This window comes from Bradyrhizobium lupini (assembly GCF_040939785.1).
Lineage (GTDB): Bacteria > Pseudomonadota > Alphaproteobacteria > Rhizobiales > Xanthobacteraceae > Bradyrhizobium > Bradyrhizobium canariense_D.
Window position 1 is genome coordinate 6,063,136 of record NZ_CP162553.1, and the last position, 16,229, is coordinate 6,079,364.

21 protein-coding genes and 2 pseudogenes are annotated in these 16,229 nt (G+C 62.7%); 16 read left to right on the top strand and 7 right to left on the bottom strand.

Going from position 1 to position 16,229, the window contains the following annotated elements; translation table 11 throughout:
• The first annotated feature begins 39 nt into the window (after window positions 1-39).
• The 3 genes from AB3L03_RS28800 to AB3L03_RS28810 all read left to right on the top strand — a co-directional run bounded on the left by AB3L03_RS28800 (window position 40) and on the right by AB3L03_RS28810 (window position 2,255).
• A complete protein-coding gene (locus AB3L03_RS28800; protein WP_007604863.1) occupies window positions 40-285 on the top strand; it encodes a hypothetical protein in 246 nt (81 codons plus the stop codon).
• A gap of 127 nt (window positions 286-412) precedes the next feature.
• Window positions 413-625 carry a hypothetical protein gene (locus tag AB3L03_RS28805; RefSeq protein ID WP_106948287.1) on the top strand — a complete coding sequence of 71 codons (213 nt, stop codon included), beginning with the start codon at window positions 413-415 and terminating at the stop codon, window positions 623-625.
• A gap of 730 nt (window positions 626-1,355) precedes the next feature.
• Window positions 1,356-2,255: a 3'-5' exonuclease gene (locus AB3L03_RS28810; protein ID WP_368507405.1), complete on the top strand. Its 900-nt coding sequence runs from the start codon at window positions 1,356-1,358 to the stop codon at window positions 2,253-2,255.
• A gap of 38 nt (window positions 2,256-2,293) precedes the next feature.
• Here AB3L03_RS28810 and AB3L03_RS28815 read toward each other — a convergent pair whose 3' ends face one another.
• Complete coding sequence (locus AB3L03_RS28815; RefSeq protein WP_368507406.1) at window positions 2,294-2,479, bottom strand: DUF3606 domain-containing protein; 186 nt, start codon at window positions 2,477-2,479, stop codon at window positions 2,294-2,296.
• Window positions 2,480-2,864: 385 nt separating this feature from the next.
• On the opposite strand from AB3L03_RS28815, the gene AB3L03_RS28820 reads away from it, so the two are divergent.
• The 9 genes from AB3L03_RS28820 (at window position 2,865) to ligD (ending at window position 8,739) form a co-directional block, all read left to right on the top strand.
• On the top strand, window positions 2,865-3,185 hold the full coding sequence (locus tag AB3L03_RS28820; protein WP_368509087.1) for a hypothetical protein: 321 nt from the start codon (window positions 2,865-2,867) through the stop codon (window positions 3,183-3,185).
• Between the two features lie 29 nt (window positions 3,186-3,214).
• Complete coding sequence (locus AB3L03_RS28825; RefSeq protein WP_007604870.1) at window positions 3,215-3,835, top strand: general stress protein; 621 nt, start codon at window positions 3,215-3,217, stop codon at window positions 3,833-3,835.
• Window positions 3,836-3,909: 74 nt separating this feature from the next.
• Window positions 3,910-4,368, top strand: a complete 459-nt coding sequence (locus tag AB3L03_RS28830) for a YidB family protein (protein WP_085352471.1) — start codon at window positions 3,910-3,912, stop codon at window positions 4,366-4,368.
• Between the two features lie 20 nt (window positions 4,369-4,388).
• A complete protein-coding gene (locus AB3L03_RS28835) occupies window positions 4,389-4,652 on the top strand; it encodes a GlsB/YeaQ/YmgE family stress response membrane protein (RefSeq protein WP_007604874.1) in 264 nt (87 codons plus the stop codon).
• 62 nt (window positions 4,653-4,714) lie between these two features.
• Window positions 4,715-5,053, top strand: a complete 339-nt coding sequence (locus AB3L03_RS28840; protein ID WP_085352469.1) for a hypothetical protein — start codon at window positions 4,715-4,717, stop codon at window positions 5,051-5,053.
• A gap of 201 nt (window positions 5,054-5,254) precedes the next feature.
• Window positions 5,255-5,533: a hypothetical protein gene (locus tag AB3L03_RS28845; RefSeq protein WP_035973532.1), complete on the top strand. Its 279-nt coding sequence runs from the start codon at window positions 5,255-5,257 to the stop codon at window positions 5,531-5,533.
• A complete protein-coding gene (locus tag AB3L03_RS28850; RefSeq protein ID WP_368507407.1) occupies window positions 5,534-7,216 on the top strand; it encodes a PHP domain-containing protein in 1,683 nt (560 codons plus the stop codon).
• The gene (locus AB3L03_RS28855; protein ID WP_368507408.1) at window positions 7,216-7,779 is read left to right on the top strand and encodes an MOSC domain-containing protein; all 564 of its coding nucleotides are present in this window, start codon (window positions 7,216-7,218) and stop codon (window positions 7,777-7,779) included. Before AB3L03_RS28850 ends, AB3L03_RS28855 begins: the two co-directional genes overlap by 1 nt.
• A 12-nt stretch (window positions 7,780-7,791) precedes the next feature.
• On the top strand, window positions 7,792-8,739 hold the full coding sequence (gene ligD / locus AB3L03_RS28860; protein ID WP_368507409.1) for a non-homologous end-joining DNA ligase: 948 nt from the start codon (window positions 7,792-7,794) through the stop codon (window positions 8,737-8,739).
• Window positions 8,740-8,770: 31 nt separating this feature from the next.
• Here the strand turns inward: ligD and AB3L03_RS28865 are convergent.
• A pseudogene (locus tag AB3L03_RS28865) lies at window positions 8,771-9,013 on the bottom strand (ribonuclease HII); the annotation flags it as partial.
• Here AB3L03_RS28865 and AB3L03_RS28870 point away from each other — a divergent pair.
• Window positions 8,997-10,265 carry a DNA topoisomerase IB gene (locus AB3L03_RS28870; protein ID WP_368507410.1) on the top strand — a complete coding sequence of 423 codons (1,269 nt, stop codon included), beginning with the start codon at window positions 8,997-8,999 and terminating at the stop codon, window positions 10,263-10,265. The pseudogene AB3L03_RS28865 and the gene AB3L03_RS28870 sit on opposite strands and share 17 nt — an antisense overlap.
• A gap of 504 nt (window positions 10,266-10,769) precedes the next feature.
• Here AB3L03_RS28870 and AB3L03_RS28875 read toward each other — a convergent pair.
• Window positions 10,770-10,969, bottom strand: a pseudogene (locus tag AB3L03_RS28875) (hypothetical protein).
• A 226-nt stretch (window positions 10,970-11,195) separates the two neighbouring features.
• Between AB3L03_RS28875 and AB3L03_RS28880 the strand changes: the two are divergent.
• Window positions 11,196-11,330 (top strand): hypothetical protein, encoded by a 135-nt coding sequence (locus tag AB3L03_RS28880; protein WP_368507411.1) that lies wholly within the window; start codon window positions 11,196-11,198, stop codon window positions 11,328-11,330.
• A gap of 2 nt (window positions 11,331-11,332) precedes the next feature.
• Window positions 11,333-12,547, top strand: a complete 1,215-nt coding sequence (locus AB3L03_RS28885; RefSeq protein WP_368507412.1) for a carbohydrate porin — start codon at window positions 11,333-11,335, stop codon at window positions 12,545-12,547.
• Between the two features lie 106 nt (window positions 12,548-12,653).
• Here AB3L03_RS28885 and AB3L03_RS28890 read toward each other — a convergent pair whose 3' ends face one another.
• From AB3L03_RS28890 to AB3L03_RS28905, 4 genes are all read right to left on the bottom strand, one after another.
• Window positions 12,654-13,169: a DUF1003 domain-containing protein gene (locus AB3L03_RS28890; RefSeq protein WP_368507413.1), complete on the bottom strand. Its 516-nt coding sequence runs from the start codon at window positions 13,167-13,169 to the stop codon at window positions 12,654-12,656.
• Between the two features lie 2 nt (window positions 13,170-13,171).
• Window positions 13,172-13,615, bottom strand: a complete 444-nt coding sequence (locus tag AB3L03_RS28895; protein WP_368507414.1) for a low affinity iron permease family protein — start codon at window positions 13,613-13,615, stop codon at window positions 13,172-13,174.
• Between the two features lie 253 nt (window positions 13,616-13,868).
• A complete protein-coding gene (locus tag AB3L03_RS28900) occupies window positions 13,869-14,909 on the bottom strand; it encodes a glycosyltransferase family 4 protein (protein ID WP_368507415.1) in 1,041 nt (346 codons plus the stop codon).
• 131 nt (window positions 14,910-15,040) lie between these two features.
• Complete coding sequence (locus AB3L03_RS28905) at window positions 15,041-15,250, bottom strand: hypothetical protein (protein WP_368507416.1); 210 nt, start codon at window positions 15,248-15,250, stop codon at window positions 15,041-15,043.
• Window positions 15,251-15,564: 314 nt separating this feature from the next.
• Between AB3L03_RS28905 and AB3L03_RS28910 the strand changes: the two genes are divergently transcribed.
• On the top strand, window positions 15,565-15,996 hold the full coding sequence (locus AB3L03_RS28910) for a hypothetical protein (RefSeq protein ID WP_368507417.1): 432 nt from the start codon (window positions 15,565-15,567) through the stop codon (window positions 15,994-15,996).
• The last annotated feature ends 233 nt before the right edge of the window (window positions 15,997-16,229 follow it).

Consider the following 16,229-nt stretch of genomic DNA (forward strand, 5'->3'; position numbering starts at 1 on the left):
GGGCCCACCACATCAACGGTATCCGGCCGAGCCCGTTCCATGTTCGACACCAAGACCACGCGCGGCTCGAACGCCTACGGCTCCGGAGGGCGCAGCGGGCCGTCCGCCCACTTGCGGGCGGCGGGGTCGCGTAGCGGGTCATCGTTGCAATTGGTGCAGACGTACCGCGGCGGCCGTTCTGAAGCTTCGTCGGACATAGCTTTCATCGGCTTGCCGCACGTCGGGCACGCCTTCCGGATCGGATGGAGCATGGCCATCTATTTTTCCCCTGCGATGGCACTCTAGTTCAGCCGAGATCGCGAGCTCAAGCTGGCCGATAAAAATTAGGTCGGGTTCACGCACTGTTGCGCGCCTTCTTGACTCCGCCGCCGCACAGCACTCAACTCTGGGCAGTGATGTTGAGGGGCGTGTCATGGAGCAGGAGTTCTACCGAGGTCTGGCCCAAAGGGTCCGAGGTATGGCGGAGAAAGCCGATCCGTTCACCCGGCGTCGTCTCCTAGATCTCGCCAAACGGTATGACAGCAGGGGCGGTCAGCCCTCGGCATCCGGGCCGACCGAGCGGCCGCTGCCGGCGTCTCGCACGCCGCCGCCTGCAGCGACTTTCTCTGGACCCAGTGAGGCCTGACGCCCACACCCGTGTCGTTCTTGATGGTGCCGCACCGCGCACCCGATGAAGCCTGGCGCCGCAGCGCGCGAGAGATCTGCCGACAGACGCTTCCCCAGGGCCAAGCTCACGTACCCAGCCGGTGGTCCTGGCCTCACCGGCGAGGATTTGATGCCGTGAGCGGGTGGTGCGGCATCGCGTTGCCCTCTGAACTCGCTGCTAGCGCCTTGGAGGGGGGCCCGGAAGGCGCGGCGCCTTGCCTCGGTAACGAGCTGCCGCGTAGGCCACCCTTCCGGCACGTTGTGCTCGGCAGCCCCGCGTAGGCGAGTGAGCTCCGACCACGCCAGGGCGGCGGTGATCCATCTCTGCGGTTCTAGCCCATCGGCTTCGGCGGCAAACTTCATCGCCGCGGCGGCCTCGCGCTTGGGGTCGTACTCGAGATCCATAGATACAAATATAGCTGCAGATCGTAAACGATCACGCACCAGTGGGACCGTAGCAATCCGGGGTCGGCACGATAGGCGGACGCCTGTCTAGCCTTTGGAGCTGCTCCGCCGATCCGCCCGTTCATAGCGCGGACCTCTGGAGCGCTCGCGCTTGAAGCCCTGCGCGAGCGTCCCGCAAGGGGACCCAACTGCACCGACTCTCCCGAAAACCCCGTGAATTGCTTGTCTTTCAGATATCTCGCGCCGAGCGGTCCCGATATTGTGGGGCCTGACGGGACTACCTCATCGGCTCACCACGAGAAGAGATGTTTCAAGACGCATCGGATCTGGCCGCGATGGCCGAGGTACTAGGGCGATCGAGCGACTACCGGGTGCTCCGGCGCCTGGTGCCGCGGCCGAGGTCGATGGGGGTCTCCGGACACGAAATGAGGATCGGCATCCTGCTCGACACCGAGACCACCGGCCTCGACCACCGCAAAGATGAAGTCATCGAACTCGGCATGGTCAAGTTCGGCTACACGCCGGACGGGCGCATCATTGATGTCAGGGACACGTTCTCCGCCTTCAATGAGCCGTCCGAGCCGATCCCGGCCGAGATCACGGCGCTTACCGGCATCACCCACGAAATGGTGGCCGGCCACAGGATCGACGAGGCCGCCGTGAACGCCTTCGTCGATGATTCCGTGGTCCTGGTCATCGCGCATAACAGTGGATTCGATCGGAAGTTTTCCGAACGCTACTGGCCCGTCTTCGAGCGGAAGGCGTGGGCATGCTCCGCGACCGAGGTCCAGTGGCGGCAGCACGGCTTCGATGGAGCGAAGCTCGGCTACCTTCTGAATGGCGCCGGCTATTTTCACCAGGCGCACCGCGCGGTTGACGACTGTCACGCGCTGCTCGAGATCTTGGACTTCGACCTACCAACGACCGGCGCGCCCGCGCTCGCCGTCCTGCTCGAGACCGCACGACAGAAGACCATCCGGATCTGGGCCGAACAGTCGCCGTTCGAACTCAAGGATTCGCTGAAGCGGCGCGGCTATCGCTGGAGCGACGGCACGGACGGTCGGCCAAAGTCCTGGTACGTCGACGTCTGCGAGTCGGCGCTGGACACCGAGCTCGCGTTTCTCCGGACCGAGATCTACCTGCGCGACGTGGAGCCGCGCCTGCAGACGCTGACCGCCTTCACCCGCTTCTCCTGCAGGATCTGATGGCCGCCAACGGCCATGCTACGCGCGCGAACCTGCCCTCAGCGGCCGAGACGTTTCTCGACCCGCTTGCGGCTGTTGCCGACCTTCTTCACGGCCTTCTTCACCGCCGAGACCGAGCGGCCAGTCTTCTTTGCTTCGTACCGCAATTCGTAGTCCTGGCCTTCAGCCACGCGGGCGCGATCCTGTTTGCGTCCCCGTGCGGTCTTCTTCTTCTTCCCTGCCATCTGCTCCTCCGTCTGCGAAACTGATGGCAGTGCAACGCTTCAAGGAATCGCGGGGTTCCCTCAAAGAAGCTGTTGCGGGCTGAAGCCGAATGAGCGCCGGCAGCATCTCGGCTTCACCCTTGTTGGCCTTTCCATTTCGTTTGCTCGACCGCCTGCACGAAGGCTTCGTCGCACCGCATGACTACAGCGGCCCTTTGGCGTACGTCGCCCGGGTTGGCCAGCTCCGAACGCTCCGCCCGAATGACCTTGAAGTACGCGCCCTGAGCCCGCTCCCGTTTTCTTGCAGATCCTTTTCTACATCCTCCATTCCAAACCCACGGACCGGGAAAACTTGGAACTTCTCAGTCCAGCGCATGTTTGTGCCGTGCCACTTCTGGAGGATGACATGAACAAGAGACTGCTTCTTCTGCTAACGGCTGCTTCGCTTCTGGCGGGTCCGTCGTTTGCGCAAAACCCGCCGGCCACTGATCGGCCCAACAATAACGCGGTCAACAGTACCGGTCAGAACAATTCCAACAAGCCGGTCGCAGGGGCCAACAGCTTCACCGAGAGTCAGGCCAAATCGAAGATTGAGGACGCGGGCTACACCAACGTTACATCCCTGAAGAAGGACGACAACGGCGTCTGGCGCGGAAAGGCCAGCAAAGGCGGCGCCTCGACCGATGTGAGTCTGGATTTCCAAGGCAACGTGAACGCGGCGAAATAACCTGCGCCCAACAAATTGAGGGATTCAAGATGACCGTCACGATTTCACGTCTCTACGATAACTACTCCGATGCGCAGCGCGCGGTGACGAGCCTGGAGGCTGCGGGCGTGCCGCATTCGGATTTGAGCATCGTCGCGAACAATTCCGACAACTGGTACAGCACCGACAAGAAGGTCGATCGAGATCGAGATGGGGTTGATGATCGGGCTGAAGGTGCGGCCACGGGAGCGGGCGTCGGCGCAGGCCTCGGTGGCGCGGCCGGCTTGCTCGCGGGCCTTGGCTTGTTGGCGATACCTGGCTTGGGTCCGGTCGTGGCGGCCGGATGGCTCGCATCGACCGCGCTCGGTGCCGTTGCCGGCGGCGCGACGGGCGGGGTCGTGGGAGCGTTGACGCAGGCCGGCGTATCCGATGAGGAAGCACCACTCTACGCCGAAGGTGTTAGGCGCGGCGGCACCCTGGTTTCGGCTCGTGTACCTGATGCGGACCGCGCGCGCTACGAAGCGATCCTGAACCAGTCCGCCGTCAATCTCCGCGAACGGAGCGCAGCCTGGCAGAAGGCCGGGTGGAAGAGCTACGATCCCTCCGCCCAGCCTTATGGCGCGGACGAGGTCCGCAGAGAGCGCCAACTTTACGGCACCGGAGTGCGATGAATTAGCCGGCGGCCCGCCCTAGGCGGGCCGCCCTTTTCTTGCACGTTACTAATGATCGAACTGAGGAGCCGAATATGAGCCGCGGAATGCCATCGATGACCGCCCTCTTGGGTATGCTCGCAATCGCCGGTTACCAGAATCGTGACAAGTTGGCCGACATGTTTCGCAGTGCGACCTCCGGTCAGCCGGCGGGTGCCAAGGATTCCCTGAGCGGCATGCTCGGCAACCTTGGTGGCCTTGTGGGGGGCGGCGGCGTGGGTTCGCTCCTGAACGGCGGGATCGGCGAGTTGCTCGAGCACTTCAAGCAGAACGGACAGGGCGAGGCGGCTCAATCCTGGATCAATCAGGGGCCAAACCGGGAAGTCACCCCGCCCGAACTCCAGCAGGCTATCGGTCCGGACGTCCTTCAAAAGCTGGAGCAGCAGACCGGCCTGTCGCAGCAGGAGATCCTCGACCGATTGTCCCGAGAGCTTCCGACGGCCGTGGACAAATACACGCCTGATGGACGTCTTCCGGCTCCATCGGCGGGATAATCACAGCGATAGAGAGAGACATGGGCATTATCTGGACGATCATCATTGGCTTCATCGCAGGCATCATCGCGAAGTTCATCATGCCCGGCGATAACGAGCCGTCGGGCTTCATCCTGACCACAATCCTGGGAATAGTAGGGGCGTTCGTTGCGACCTATCTTGGTCAGGCTCTCGGCTGGTACCGGCCAGGACAAGGCGCGGGGCTAGTGGGGGCAGTGGTAGGCGCCATCATCGTGCTTTTCATCTACGGTTTTGTGGCCGGTCGCAGCCGTCGGGCCATCTAACCACAGCGAGCGGAATTCTGCGGGTTAGCGGAGAATTCGCCCGGCGCGAAAGGCGAAGCAAGATGAAATGGATGCTCGTTGTGCTGGCGGGAGGGATGACACCGGTTAACACCGACCTGGTCTTCGACAAGTTTGCCGATTGCCTCGCCGCCGAGGAGCAGATGCGAAAGCACTATACGGACGCTTTCGAGGCCTGGGACAGATGGGCCGCGGCCAATATCGAGCGACGGCGCGAATACTCGAAGGTCCGCGATCTCCAGGCCAAACGCCTGCTCAGCAACATCGGTACGTGCGTTCCTCATGCGGGCGGCGCCGCCGTAGCACCTCAGCAGCAGAGTAATCCCGCACCTTCTCAGCCTCCCCAAGGTCTTCCCACTCCGCAGCCAAGTCCCAAAACGTGACGTCCGAACGTTTCGAACAGGCCCGGCCGCAAACGAAGGTCGCAGCCGCGCTTTCATCGCCCCTGCCTTGATTGTTCTCGCCACGCGCTGAGCTGTAGCCTGCTGACGATTATAGGTGCACGCCAAATGTCGCCCATAACGGTCCTGCGGGGCTGACTATGTCGACCGAACTATAGGCCAGAATGGGCGTTTACCCAGACCATGTCTGACGCCTTTGATTACTTCCGCGCCTACGCCGTCCGGGCTCTTTGCAAAGCCCGATCGCTGCCGCGCGGCAGAATGAAGCATCTGCAGCTCGTTGCGGGGCGAATTTACAATCTCCTCAAGAAGGAGGCCGCTTACAGCCCGAACACGCAGCACCTTGAGGACTTCCGGGCAGCGCAAAAACTTGAGGCATCTCTCGATCGCCGCGATCACGGCCCACCCGCTAAAGGAGCGTTTGCTCCGGTGAGGCCGGGCGCGGAACGGGAGGCTCGTTGAGTGGCTTCCGTTGACTTACGCACCATCGTCAGTCTCCTGCGAGAATACGCACAGCGGACGGCGTTGCGTGGCGGCAACCCGTACAGGGCGAAAGCCTACACGCGGGCCGCAGACAGCCTGGCGGCCCTTGCCGTCCCTCTGGACGTGCTCATCGCCGAAGACCGGCTCACCGAGATTCCCGGCGTCGGAGATGCGATCGCCGACATCATCACCAAGCTTCACAAGACGGGCTCTCATCCGAGCCTTGAGAAGCTCCGGAAGGAGATACCCGAGGGCGTGCTCGAGATGCTCGCCGTTCCCGGCCTCCGCCCCGAGAAGGTGCTGCGGCTCTACAAGGATCTCGGCATCACCTCGCTCGCCGAGTTGGAGGCCGCCGCCAAGGACGACCGTATCAAGAAGGCCAAAGGCCTCGGCGCCGCGCTGCAGACCAAGATCCTGCAAAACCTGGCCATCGCCAAAAGTGGAGAAGGTCGCCTCCATCTGCACCGTGCCGCCGCCCTGCTCGCGCACGCCAAGGATCCGCTCCGCAAGGCTCGGCCGGAGCTCAAGCGCGTGACGATCGCAGGCGACTTCCGCCGCGGCTGCGAACTCGTCGGCGACCTCACGATCGTTGCGGAGGCTGCCAAGATCGAGAAGGCGGCGAATGCTTCGGCGACCGACGGACTGCAAATCCGCTTGTCCGACCGCAACCACTTCGGCGCCGCCCTTCTTTTCGGCACCGGCTCAGCCGCTCACATCGAGAGGCTCCAGGCTTTGGCCGCGGAGAAAGGAATGCGGCTGGAGAGCGACGGGCTGCACAAGGGCCGCACCCTGATCGCCGGCGACGAGGTCCAGATCTATAGTGCCCTCGGTCTGCCGTTCATCGATCCTGAACTCCGTGAGGGCCGCGGCGAGGTCGAGCTCGCCCTGAAGGGCAAGTTGCCGAAGCTCGTCACCGACAAGGACCTGCGCGGAATCCTTCATTGCCACACCGATGCCTCCGACGGCACGGAGAGATTGGACACGATGGCCAAGGCCACGCGCCAGCGCGGCTTCGAGTATTTCGGCGTCGCCGACCACTCCAAGTCCGCGCACTACGCGGGCGGCCTCTCGGAGGAAGAGATCAGGCAGCAGCACCGGGACGCCGACCGGTTGAACAAGCGCTTCGGCAAGGATTTCCGGATCCTGAAAGGCATCGAGTCCGACATTCTGGCCGACGGCTCGCTCGACTATGCGGACGACGTGCTGCAGCGCTTCGACTTCGTGGTCGCGAGCGTCCACGGCCGATTCAAACTCGACCCCAAGGCGCAGACGCAGCGCCTGCTTCGTGCGATCTCCGATCCCCACACCACCATCATAGGCCATATGACCGGGCGGCAGCTGCAGCGGCGGCCGGGCTACGAAATCGACATCGAGAAGGTGTTGCGGGCATGCGCTAGGCATGACGTCGTCGTCGAGATCAATGCCCACCCTTGGCGGCTCGACCTGGATTGGCGCTGGCATCAGGCCGCCCTCGAGTTCGGCTGCATGATGAGCATCAATCCGGACGCGCACTCGATCCCCGAGCTCGACCACATGCACTGGGGCGTCGAGATGGCCCGGAAGGGCGGCGTCCCTGCCGACCGGGTCCTGAACGCGATGGCCCTTCCGGAGATCACGCGCTACCTCCGCCAGAAGCGGCGCTCGGTCGCCCGGGCGGCCTGATGCCGCAGGCGCACGATCTCTCGCTGCAGGGAAGGGTGGTGGCGGTCGCCGCCGACCCGGGGCACAACTTCAGCAAACCGCTCCAGGACGAGATCGTGCTGGTGGAAGGCTATGGGGTCGAAGGCGATGCCCACGCCGGCCCATTCGTCCGGCACCGCTATCTCGCCCGCCGCCAGCGGCACCTGCCCAATCTCCGGCAGGTCCACCTGATCCCGTCCGAGCTCTTTGCCTCCCTCTCGGACGCGGGCTTCGAGGTACGACCGGGAGAGCTCGGCGAGAACATCACCACTGCCGGTCTGGACCTTGAGCGGATGCCGCTCGGGACGCTCATCGAGCTTGGACCAACGGCGATCGTAGAACTGACCGGCCTCCGGACGCCTTGCGTTCTGATCGACCGCTTCCACCCCGGCGTTAAGCAACAGGTGCTCTCGTCGGCGGAAACGGGCCCTCCGTTCAAATCTGGGGTGCTGGGTGTGGTACGGGCCGGCGGGATGGTCGCGGCTGGTGATACCGCGCGGGCTCGCCCTCCGTCCTCCTCGTTTCGGCCTCTGCCGGCCGTGTAGAAAGAGCCTACCATGGCCCGCAAATCGACCCTGCCTTATCGCCTGCAGCCCATGTTGGCCACGCTCACGGATGCGCCGTTCGACGATCCCGATTGGGTTTTCGAGGACAAATTCGATGGTTTCCGCATGGTCGCGGAAATCCGGCGTGGTCGGGTCGCGCTCTACAGCCGCAACGGGAAGATCATCAGCCACTCCTATGTCGAGGTCGCGAAAGCACTTGAGGGAGTGAAGGCGGACGCCGTGATCGATGGCGAGCTCGTTGCGATCGGGAAGGACGGCGTATCCCATTTCCAGTTGCTTCAAAACGCCCTGCGTCACGAGGCCAAGCTTTTGTACTGCGCGTTCGACCTCATGTTCGCAGCGGGCGAGGACCTGCGCGCGCTGCCGCTTCTCGAGCGCAAGAAGCGGCTCAAAGCCCTCCTGCCGCGCCACAAGCTCATCGCGTTCAGCAACCACCGCAAAGGCAGCGGCACAAAGTTCTTTGCACAAGCCGAGCTGAGACATCTCGAAGGCATCATGGCCAAGCGCGCCGACAGCCCGTACGCGTCCGGACGCCGGACCGCCGATTGGCTGAAGGTGAAGACCGCGCAGCGTCAGGAGGTAGTGATCGCCGGCTTCACCGCGCCGAGGCGAACCCGGCCCTTCTTTGGCGCCCTCGTGCTGGCGGTACGCGACGCCGATGCATGGCGGTACATTGGCCACGTCGGCACCGGCTTCAGCTATCAAGTTCTCGAAGAGCTTCACCGCAAGCTCGTGAGGCTGAAGACAGCCAAGTCGCCCTTCCCTGGCAAGGTGAAAAATGAGCGGGTTACGACCTGGGTGCGTCCTTCCTTGGTCGCGGAAGTGAAATTCGCGGAGTGGACCAGCAAGGGCGAGCTGCGCCAGCCGGTCTATCTCGGCCTGAGGTCCGACAAAAACGCCAAGGACGTCGTTCGCGAAAAGAAGTGGTCGCGAAAATAATGCCGCCGAGACGAAACGTTCGATCTGGAGTTCAGATGGCGGCGCGCTCGGACGCCGAAGGCCACGGCGGTAGGGGCGGCAGCCCGAGCGCCTTGCGTACCGGTCCGAACGACCTCCGGTGAGCTGCGCATGCACCAAGCCTGGCGAGCGCCTCATAATGAGCCGGCACCGGGTAGCCCTTGTGATCCGCGAATCCGTAGCCGGGGTGACGCTCGTCGAGTGTCCGCATTCGGGTGTCGCGCTCGACTTTCGCGAGGATGGAGGCGGCCGCAACCGGACCGGCTCGCCATCTGAGGTCTCGCTATTCTGGAGGGCCACTGATCCAGACCTCGCGTTCGACCTCAGAGCGGAACCAACCGGTGTCTTCATCCCTTGAGAAAGAGTGGAGCTCGATTCCCGGGTGCTTCCGAGGGGGCCGGCCCATGCTCCGCCAAGCCAGCAACGAAGAAGAGGTTCTGGACCGCACCGCCGAGGTCGCGGCCACCATCGCGGAAGAAGGCCTCCGCTACGTCAGCGACTCCGCGCCGGGGTACACGCGCAAGCGGACTGGAACCAGTTTCAGCTACTACGACAAGGACGGCAAGCGCATCACCGATGCCGCCGTCATCCGACGCATCAAATCAATCGGCATCCCGCCGGCCTACGAGTCCGTGTGGATCTGCCCGTCGTCGAACGGCCACATCCAGGCAACCGGGCTCGATGCGCGGGGTCGCAAGCAGTATCGCTACCATCCGAAGTGGCGCGAACTCCGAGACCAGAACAAGTATGAGCATATCGTCCTGTTCGCTGCCGCGCTGCCCGCGCTGCGGGAACGGGTCGCTGCCGACATGAAGCGGGACGGACTGCCCCGCGAGAAGGTGCTGGCCACGATCGCCAGTCTTCTGGAAAAGACGTTGATCCGGGTCGGCAACGCCGAGTACGCCGAGAAAAACAAGTCCTACGGGCTCACCACCATGCGCCGCAAGCACGTCGCGGTCGGGCGCGGCGTCCTTCGTTTCGACTTCACGGGCAAGTCGGGCAAACAATGGAAGCTTCGCGTCGAGGACAAGCGGATAGCCGCGATCGTGAAGCGCTGCGCGGAGATCCCCGGACATGAGCTCTTCAAGTACCTGGACGACGACGGACAGCCCCGCACCGTCGATTCCGGCGACGTCAACGCCTACATCAAGGACATCACGGGCGAGGACTTCAGCGCCAAGGATTTTCGGACTTGGGCGGGAACCGTTCTGGCGGCGTTGGCGCTTGCCGAATTCAAGAAGTACGACAGCCAGGCCGAGGCGAAGCGCAACGTCGTCGCCGCGATCGAAAGCGTCTCGAAGCAGCTCGGCAACACACCGGCCATCTGCCGCAAGTGCTACGTGCACCCGGAAGTCCTGAACGCCTACCTGTCAGGTGACCTCGTGAAGATGATTGAGACCAAGATCGCGCAGAAGTTCAAGCGCCAGTACGCCAAGCTCACTTCCGACGAGATCGTGGTGCTGGCATTTCTCCGGAAACGTCTCGATTCTCTGACGGAGCCCGCCTAGCCAAGCCTACCCGGTCTCCGGACGCCTGCGTCCTCCTCGATGCCTCCAGGCACGCCTCGGCTGGGGCTCTCGTCGGCAAAAAGGGGCCTTCCATTCAAAGCCGGGATGCTGGGCGTGGTGCGGGCCGGCGGGACGGTCGTTTACCGTTCGGTTCCGCTTCCGTCCTTGCCATTCGCGGCTCTGCCGGCTGGGTAGATGGACCCGTGCACAAGTCCCCGTCCCGATACCCGAAGCAAAACCGTTCTTAGGTCGGATCGGCCTGGCCGCAAGCAACGTAAGGGCGGTGCGCTTGGGGCTGGGGAGGCGTAATGGACAGTTTGGGACTATTTCAGCCGCCGCGCCTACCCGCGCGGCGAGGCGCTTGGTCCGATCTGCCCATTCGCGGCCACTGGTCGCCAGGATGGCCATGTCGCGCTTGAGGTCTTCCATGACGGCGAAGCCGTCCGGATAGCTCACCAGGATCTTCAGCACCGTGACCTGGAAATTCACGCCCGCCTCGACCGATCAGCGCCACATCGTGGGTGCACGCGAAAGGGCATCACGGCTACCTGCCTGAGTTCGTCTAGTGATACCTCACCTTTGGTAGCAGCCTCCAGTATCTTTGAGGCGACATGGGTACGCGCTCCGATCTCGCGGTGCGAAACGCTCTCGGAAACTTCGTTTAAGACCGCGCGCAATAGCGCAGTAGTTGACGGACCGAACATGAATGCCCCCAGAAGGGAAAACCTATCATAGCCAACATTTCGCGTGCCGCGATTCAAAAATGATTGCGATAGGCCAGCTGGTCTGACCGACCTTTTGGAAATTGCCTCCACGGTGGACTTGCCTTGCAAGATCAGGCAATTCGTAAGGCTATCTTCGAGATCAGGAAGTCGCGTGTCGAGACCCCACCGAGCCTATAGGCAGGTCGTTCTTTCGATGTCGGTAGTCATGCTCCTGGCAGCCGGCGCCGCGGCCCAGGAGGATAAGAAGACCGACGACGACAAGCCGGCCGATCCGGACACGGGTGAGAGCACCGTGGAGGAAAAGACGCTCGGCATTCTGCCCAATCCGCTGCAGAAGTAGGCGTGAAGTTCGCGGCCACTTACATAGGCGAGGCGTTTGGTAACGCTTCCGGCGGCCTGAAACAGGGAGCTATCTACGAAGGCCGTCTCAACCTCGCGGTGGATGTCGATCTGCAGAAGCTCGTCGAGATCGACAAGCTCACTTTTCACGCCAACATGTTCCAGATCCATGGCGACGGCCTGTCCCGGAGCAATCTTCAGAACTTCTTCGTCGTCAGCGGAATCGAGGCCCTTCCCTCAACGCGTCTCTACGAAGCGTATTTCGAGAAGCAGTGGGGCGCGAAGAGGATCTCGCTGAAAGTGGGTCAGCTCGCCGCCGACAGCGAATTCTTCAACACCAGATATACAGACGTGTTCACCAACGCCTCAATGGGTTGGACCGCGATCACGTCGCTTGATCTTCCCAGCGGCGGACCTTCGCCACCTTTGGCGGCTATGGGCGCAAGGCTACTGGTCAACGTGACCGACCAGCTTTCCGTTCTGGGCGGGATCTTCGACGGCGACCAAGCCGGCCCCGGATCGGGCGACCCGCAGGAGCGCAATCGCTACGGCGTGAATTTCCGCGTCAACGATCCGCCGTTGTTACTGGGTCAGATCCAGTACGCCTGGAACAACAAGAAGGGCGATCCCAACCTGACCGGCCAGATCAAGTTCGGCGGCTGGCGGCACTTTGGCTCTTTCGCGGATCAACAGCTCGCGTCGAACGGCGGCTCGCTCGCCGCTCCCGGTAGCAGCGGCGAGCCGCTATTGCTCGCAGGAGACATCGGTGGTTGGGCGGTCTTCGAGCAACAGATCTACCGCGTGCCTCACAGCGACAATCGCGGGATCGGTGTGTTCGCAAGGGCCGCCGGCGCGCCCGCTGATCGCAACCTGATCGATCTCTACGCTGATGCCGGCGTCGAGTTCATTGGGCTTCGTGACGGCCGGCCCGATGACAAGTTCGGGATCGCCGCGGGCTATGCCCATCTGTCCAAACGGGCGCAGGCGCTCGACGCCGACTACCGCATGCTGGTGAATCCCAACTGGCCCTCGCGAAACTTCGAGGGGTTGCTGACGACGGTCTACCAATACCAGATAAAGGAGGGCTGGTCGTTGCAGCCAAACTTCCAATACATCATCCACCCGGGCGGCGGCGCCACCGGGCAGGCGACGCCATTCGCCGGCAAGGCCCTCAAAAATGCGTCGGTATTCGGCCTCAGGACGACGCTCAAATTCTAGCCCCGTGCGCATCGCACGGACTCTGCTCAGGAAGAGCTCGTGCAGATGAACACGATGGCGCAGGTGGCATCAGAGCGCCTCCCATGTCGTCCTCCGGGCGGACATCTCATTGAGCCTTTTCAGCCTGCTCGCGCTCGCGCAAGCCTCGGGCAAGTTGATCAACAGACGTCTCCTGCGCCAATTCGTCTTGTTGGCAATCCTCGTCATCGACATTCAGCCGCCTGGCAAGCTTCTGCAATATTCTCAAGGACCGCGTCGCCTCCCGTTCAGAGAGCAGATTAATCTGAAGTTCTAGACGATCTCGCTTCTCCAAAATGCGGTCGGTCGCATTTTGGCGAATGAGGACACAGGAGGTGAGAAGTACCGCCTCCAGCGCGAGGAATGTCCCGAGCAGCGGGAACGGGAATGGATCAAGCGCGCGATCGGGGAATACCCGGCCGAAGGCAATCCAACACACCATCGCCCCGCACTGCAGCACCACGAACTGCGGAGTGCCCGCAAACGATCCGATTGCATGAAAAACACGATGATGAAGAGCGATCTTTTCCTCATCCTGCTTTTCAAGCCGCAGGATGGCGTCGATATTTTCTACCGGTCTTTTCGATGATGTCGGCGTTGACATCGTCAGCTGGCGATCTGCTCGGCGGCTCGCCGCGCTGACTGTCGGGTCCGGTCGAGTGTCTCATCTCCGGCTTTTTCGGCCTTGGCACGCGCTTCACATTTTGAGCGAAGCTCCTCAATCTCATCGTCTGTGAGGTGCTCAATTCCCACGAGACTATTGCGCGCCGCACTCACGCGAATGAGTTCGTCCAGCTTTACCTGAATGGCCGCGCTGTCACGGTTTTGCGAGTTCTGAATCAGAAATACCATAAGGAAAGTTACGATTGTGGTCCCAGTATTAATGACCAACTGCCAAGTGTCCGAGAACTGGAAGAGCGGGCCGCTTATGCCCCACACGACCACCACACCCGCAGCTAACAGGAAGGTCGAGGCGCGCCCAGCCGCAAGCGAGGTTTTGTTAGCGAAATCACCGAAGAATTTTGAGATCCGGGATGGTTCGTTTTTCATGACTCAGCCTTTGCCACCAACCACAATGTTGTTTCGGGGCGAAAGTTCCGCGTCAGGAACCGACATAAATTGGCAGCAAACCGAGGCATGCTTTGCGCGGGAGCTCCCGAGAGCACGTATTGAGAGCGATCGCAGAGTACGTCCAAGCCACGCCCGTTCGGATGCCGACCTCAACTCTAGAATTCAACTTGCTCCTGATTCGAAAACGGCATGGCCAAGGATTCCATTCACGCCAGTGCCAGCCGCGGATCTCTCACCCGCAGCGTCCTCCACGAGCGATCAGGTTGCGATATCGGGTCTCGTATTCATTCGCCATCCGGCTTGCGGCGAAGCGCTCTTCGAACCGGGCGCGGACCACTCGTCTGTCCAGTCGGCCCAGTTCTTTCACCGCCCTGATCGCCTGCTCCTGACCGTCGACGATGAAGCCGGTGACGCCGTCCTCCACAACTTCAGGCACCGACCCTGATCGATAAGCGATCACGGGCGTTCCGCACGCCATCGCCTCGATCATCACCAGACCGAACGGCTCGGGCCAATCGATCGGAAATAGCAGGCCCGCTGCGTCTGCGAGGAAAGGCTGCTTCTTCGCGTCGTCGACCTCGCCGACGAGTTGAACCGTCTGGCCATCGATGTTCGGCTCGAGCTTGTTCTTGAAGTAGGCCGTCTCCGACCGAGGAATCTTGGCGGCAATTCGCAGCGGCATTCGCGCCGCGCGCGCGATGCGTATGGCGTCCTCCGGTCCCTTGTCAGCCGTCAGCCTCCCCAGAAAGGCCAGGTAGGAACCCGGTTCGTAGGACGGCCGAAACAGATCCTTCGGCAGTCCGTGCTGGATCGTCGCGATCCAGTTCGCCTCCGGAAGTGGCCGACGCTGGTCGGCGGAAATGGAGACGAATGGAGCGTCTGCAAAGATGCCGATTACCTCGGGCAGACAAGGAAGGTCTAGCCTGCCGTGCATCGTGGTCAGAAAAGGCACGCCGGTTCGGCTCAGCACCGGAAGGGGCAACCAGTCGATGTGGGAGTGGATCACGTCGAAGTCGCCTGCGCGCTCGGCGATGGCCTCGATCAGAAGCGCGCAGGCGGCATTCGGATCGGCACCCTTCCGCCCCAGGCGCAGCGCGCGCGGCCACACGGCGTGGAGCTTTCCCTTCGTCTTGGAATCCCCGCTGGCGAACAGGGTGACGTCGTGTCCGAGTTCGACCAGTTCGTCCACGAGCCAGGCGATCACACGCTCAGTGCCGCCGTAAAGCTTTGGAGGTACGCTCTCGGCCAACGGAGCAAGCTGCGCAATCCGCATCGGCTAGGCTCCGAACACGAACCGCAGGACAGTCACGATCGTCGCGGAAATGAGGGCCGAAATCGCGAGCAGCGTCCAATCAGGCCTCGTGCTTCCGCGGGCCACTCGCGCTGCAAGCGTCTTCATGGCCGTCAACATTCGTCTCGAGGAAGCCGCTGCAGATAGGCTATCCCGAAGCCAGCGAGTTCTTCGGTATCGCTCTCTCGCGCTTCCGACCTGCTTTGGAGGTGGCGCTCCAGCAGGCAGCGCCGGCTGTCGTGCGGATCGACCTCGGGGTGCTGCGCCCGGTACACCGTCCAGGCGGTCTCCATGGCGTTCTTCAAGACGACTTCGTCGACCATACTCACTCCCTCCGGAGACCGAACCCAGTCGCTGCCAACTCAAGGCACTCCGGAAAGTTTCCGGTTTTTCCCGCTGGCTTAGCCGCTCGAGAAGGAGCCTTTGCTCGGCTCTTTCGCGCGGTCCGACCGAGCTGCAGGCGTTGGCTTCGGCCGGACCTTCTGGATGCAAGCGGGGCGGCCGTCGCGGTCACGGCGGCGGGCTCCGTACTGGCGCATCGCGCGCCGTCTCCGGCGGCGAGGATTCCATTGCCCGCGCCGCCCGGGCAGCTGCAACCATTGCCTCTTTTTCCCGTTATCGGTAGGGCGCGAGCAATGTGAAAGGAATCTCGATGAAGAAGATCGCGATGTCGGCGCTGATGGTCGGCGCTCTTGGTCTGTCCACGGTGGCCACCACCTCTCCTGCCGAAGCCCACTGGCGAGGTGGCTGGGGACCGGGCATCGCCGGCGGTCTGTTGGCCGGCGCCGTAATCGGCGGGCTTGCCTCGTCGGCTTATGGATGGGGACCTGGCTACGGCTACTACGGTGGCCCCCGCTATTATGGAGCGGGCTATTACGGCGGACCCTACGCCTACGACTACGGCTACGACGAGCCCTATCGCTGGGGTGGTGGTTACGCCACCACGACCTACTACACGGCGCCCGTGTCTTACGGCTACCGGTACCGCCGAGCCGTGCGGCCTGCTTACGCCTATTACCGCGGATCATATCCGGTCGTGCGGCACCGCTGGCACCATCACCGCTGGTGACAGGCCCCGACAGCAACAAGCCGCGCTCGTCGAGGGCGCGGCTTTTCCTCGATCAAGCGCTTACCACCACTCGCCGAGAAAGGGTTCGTGTCGACCAAGGGCGGCTGACGGGCGTCCCACTTCCCCTAGCTTAAGGCCCTGCTCGTGGGCTTGTTTCGGAGTCCTTCGCCATTCCGCTCGGGAGCGGTGATTGCTCGCCCGGGCCGCCTGATGCCGTCGACACAGGATCTGTT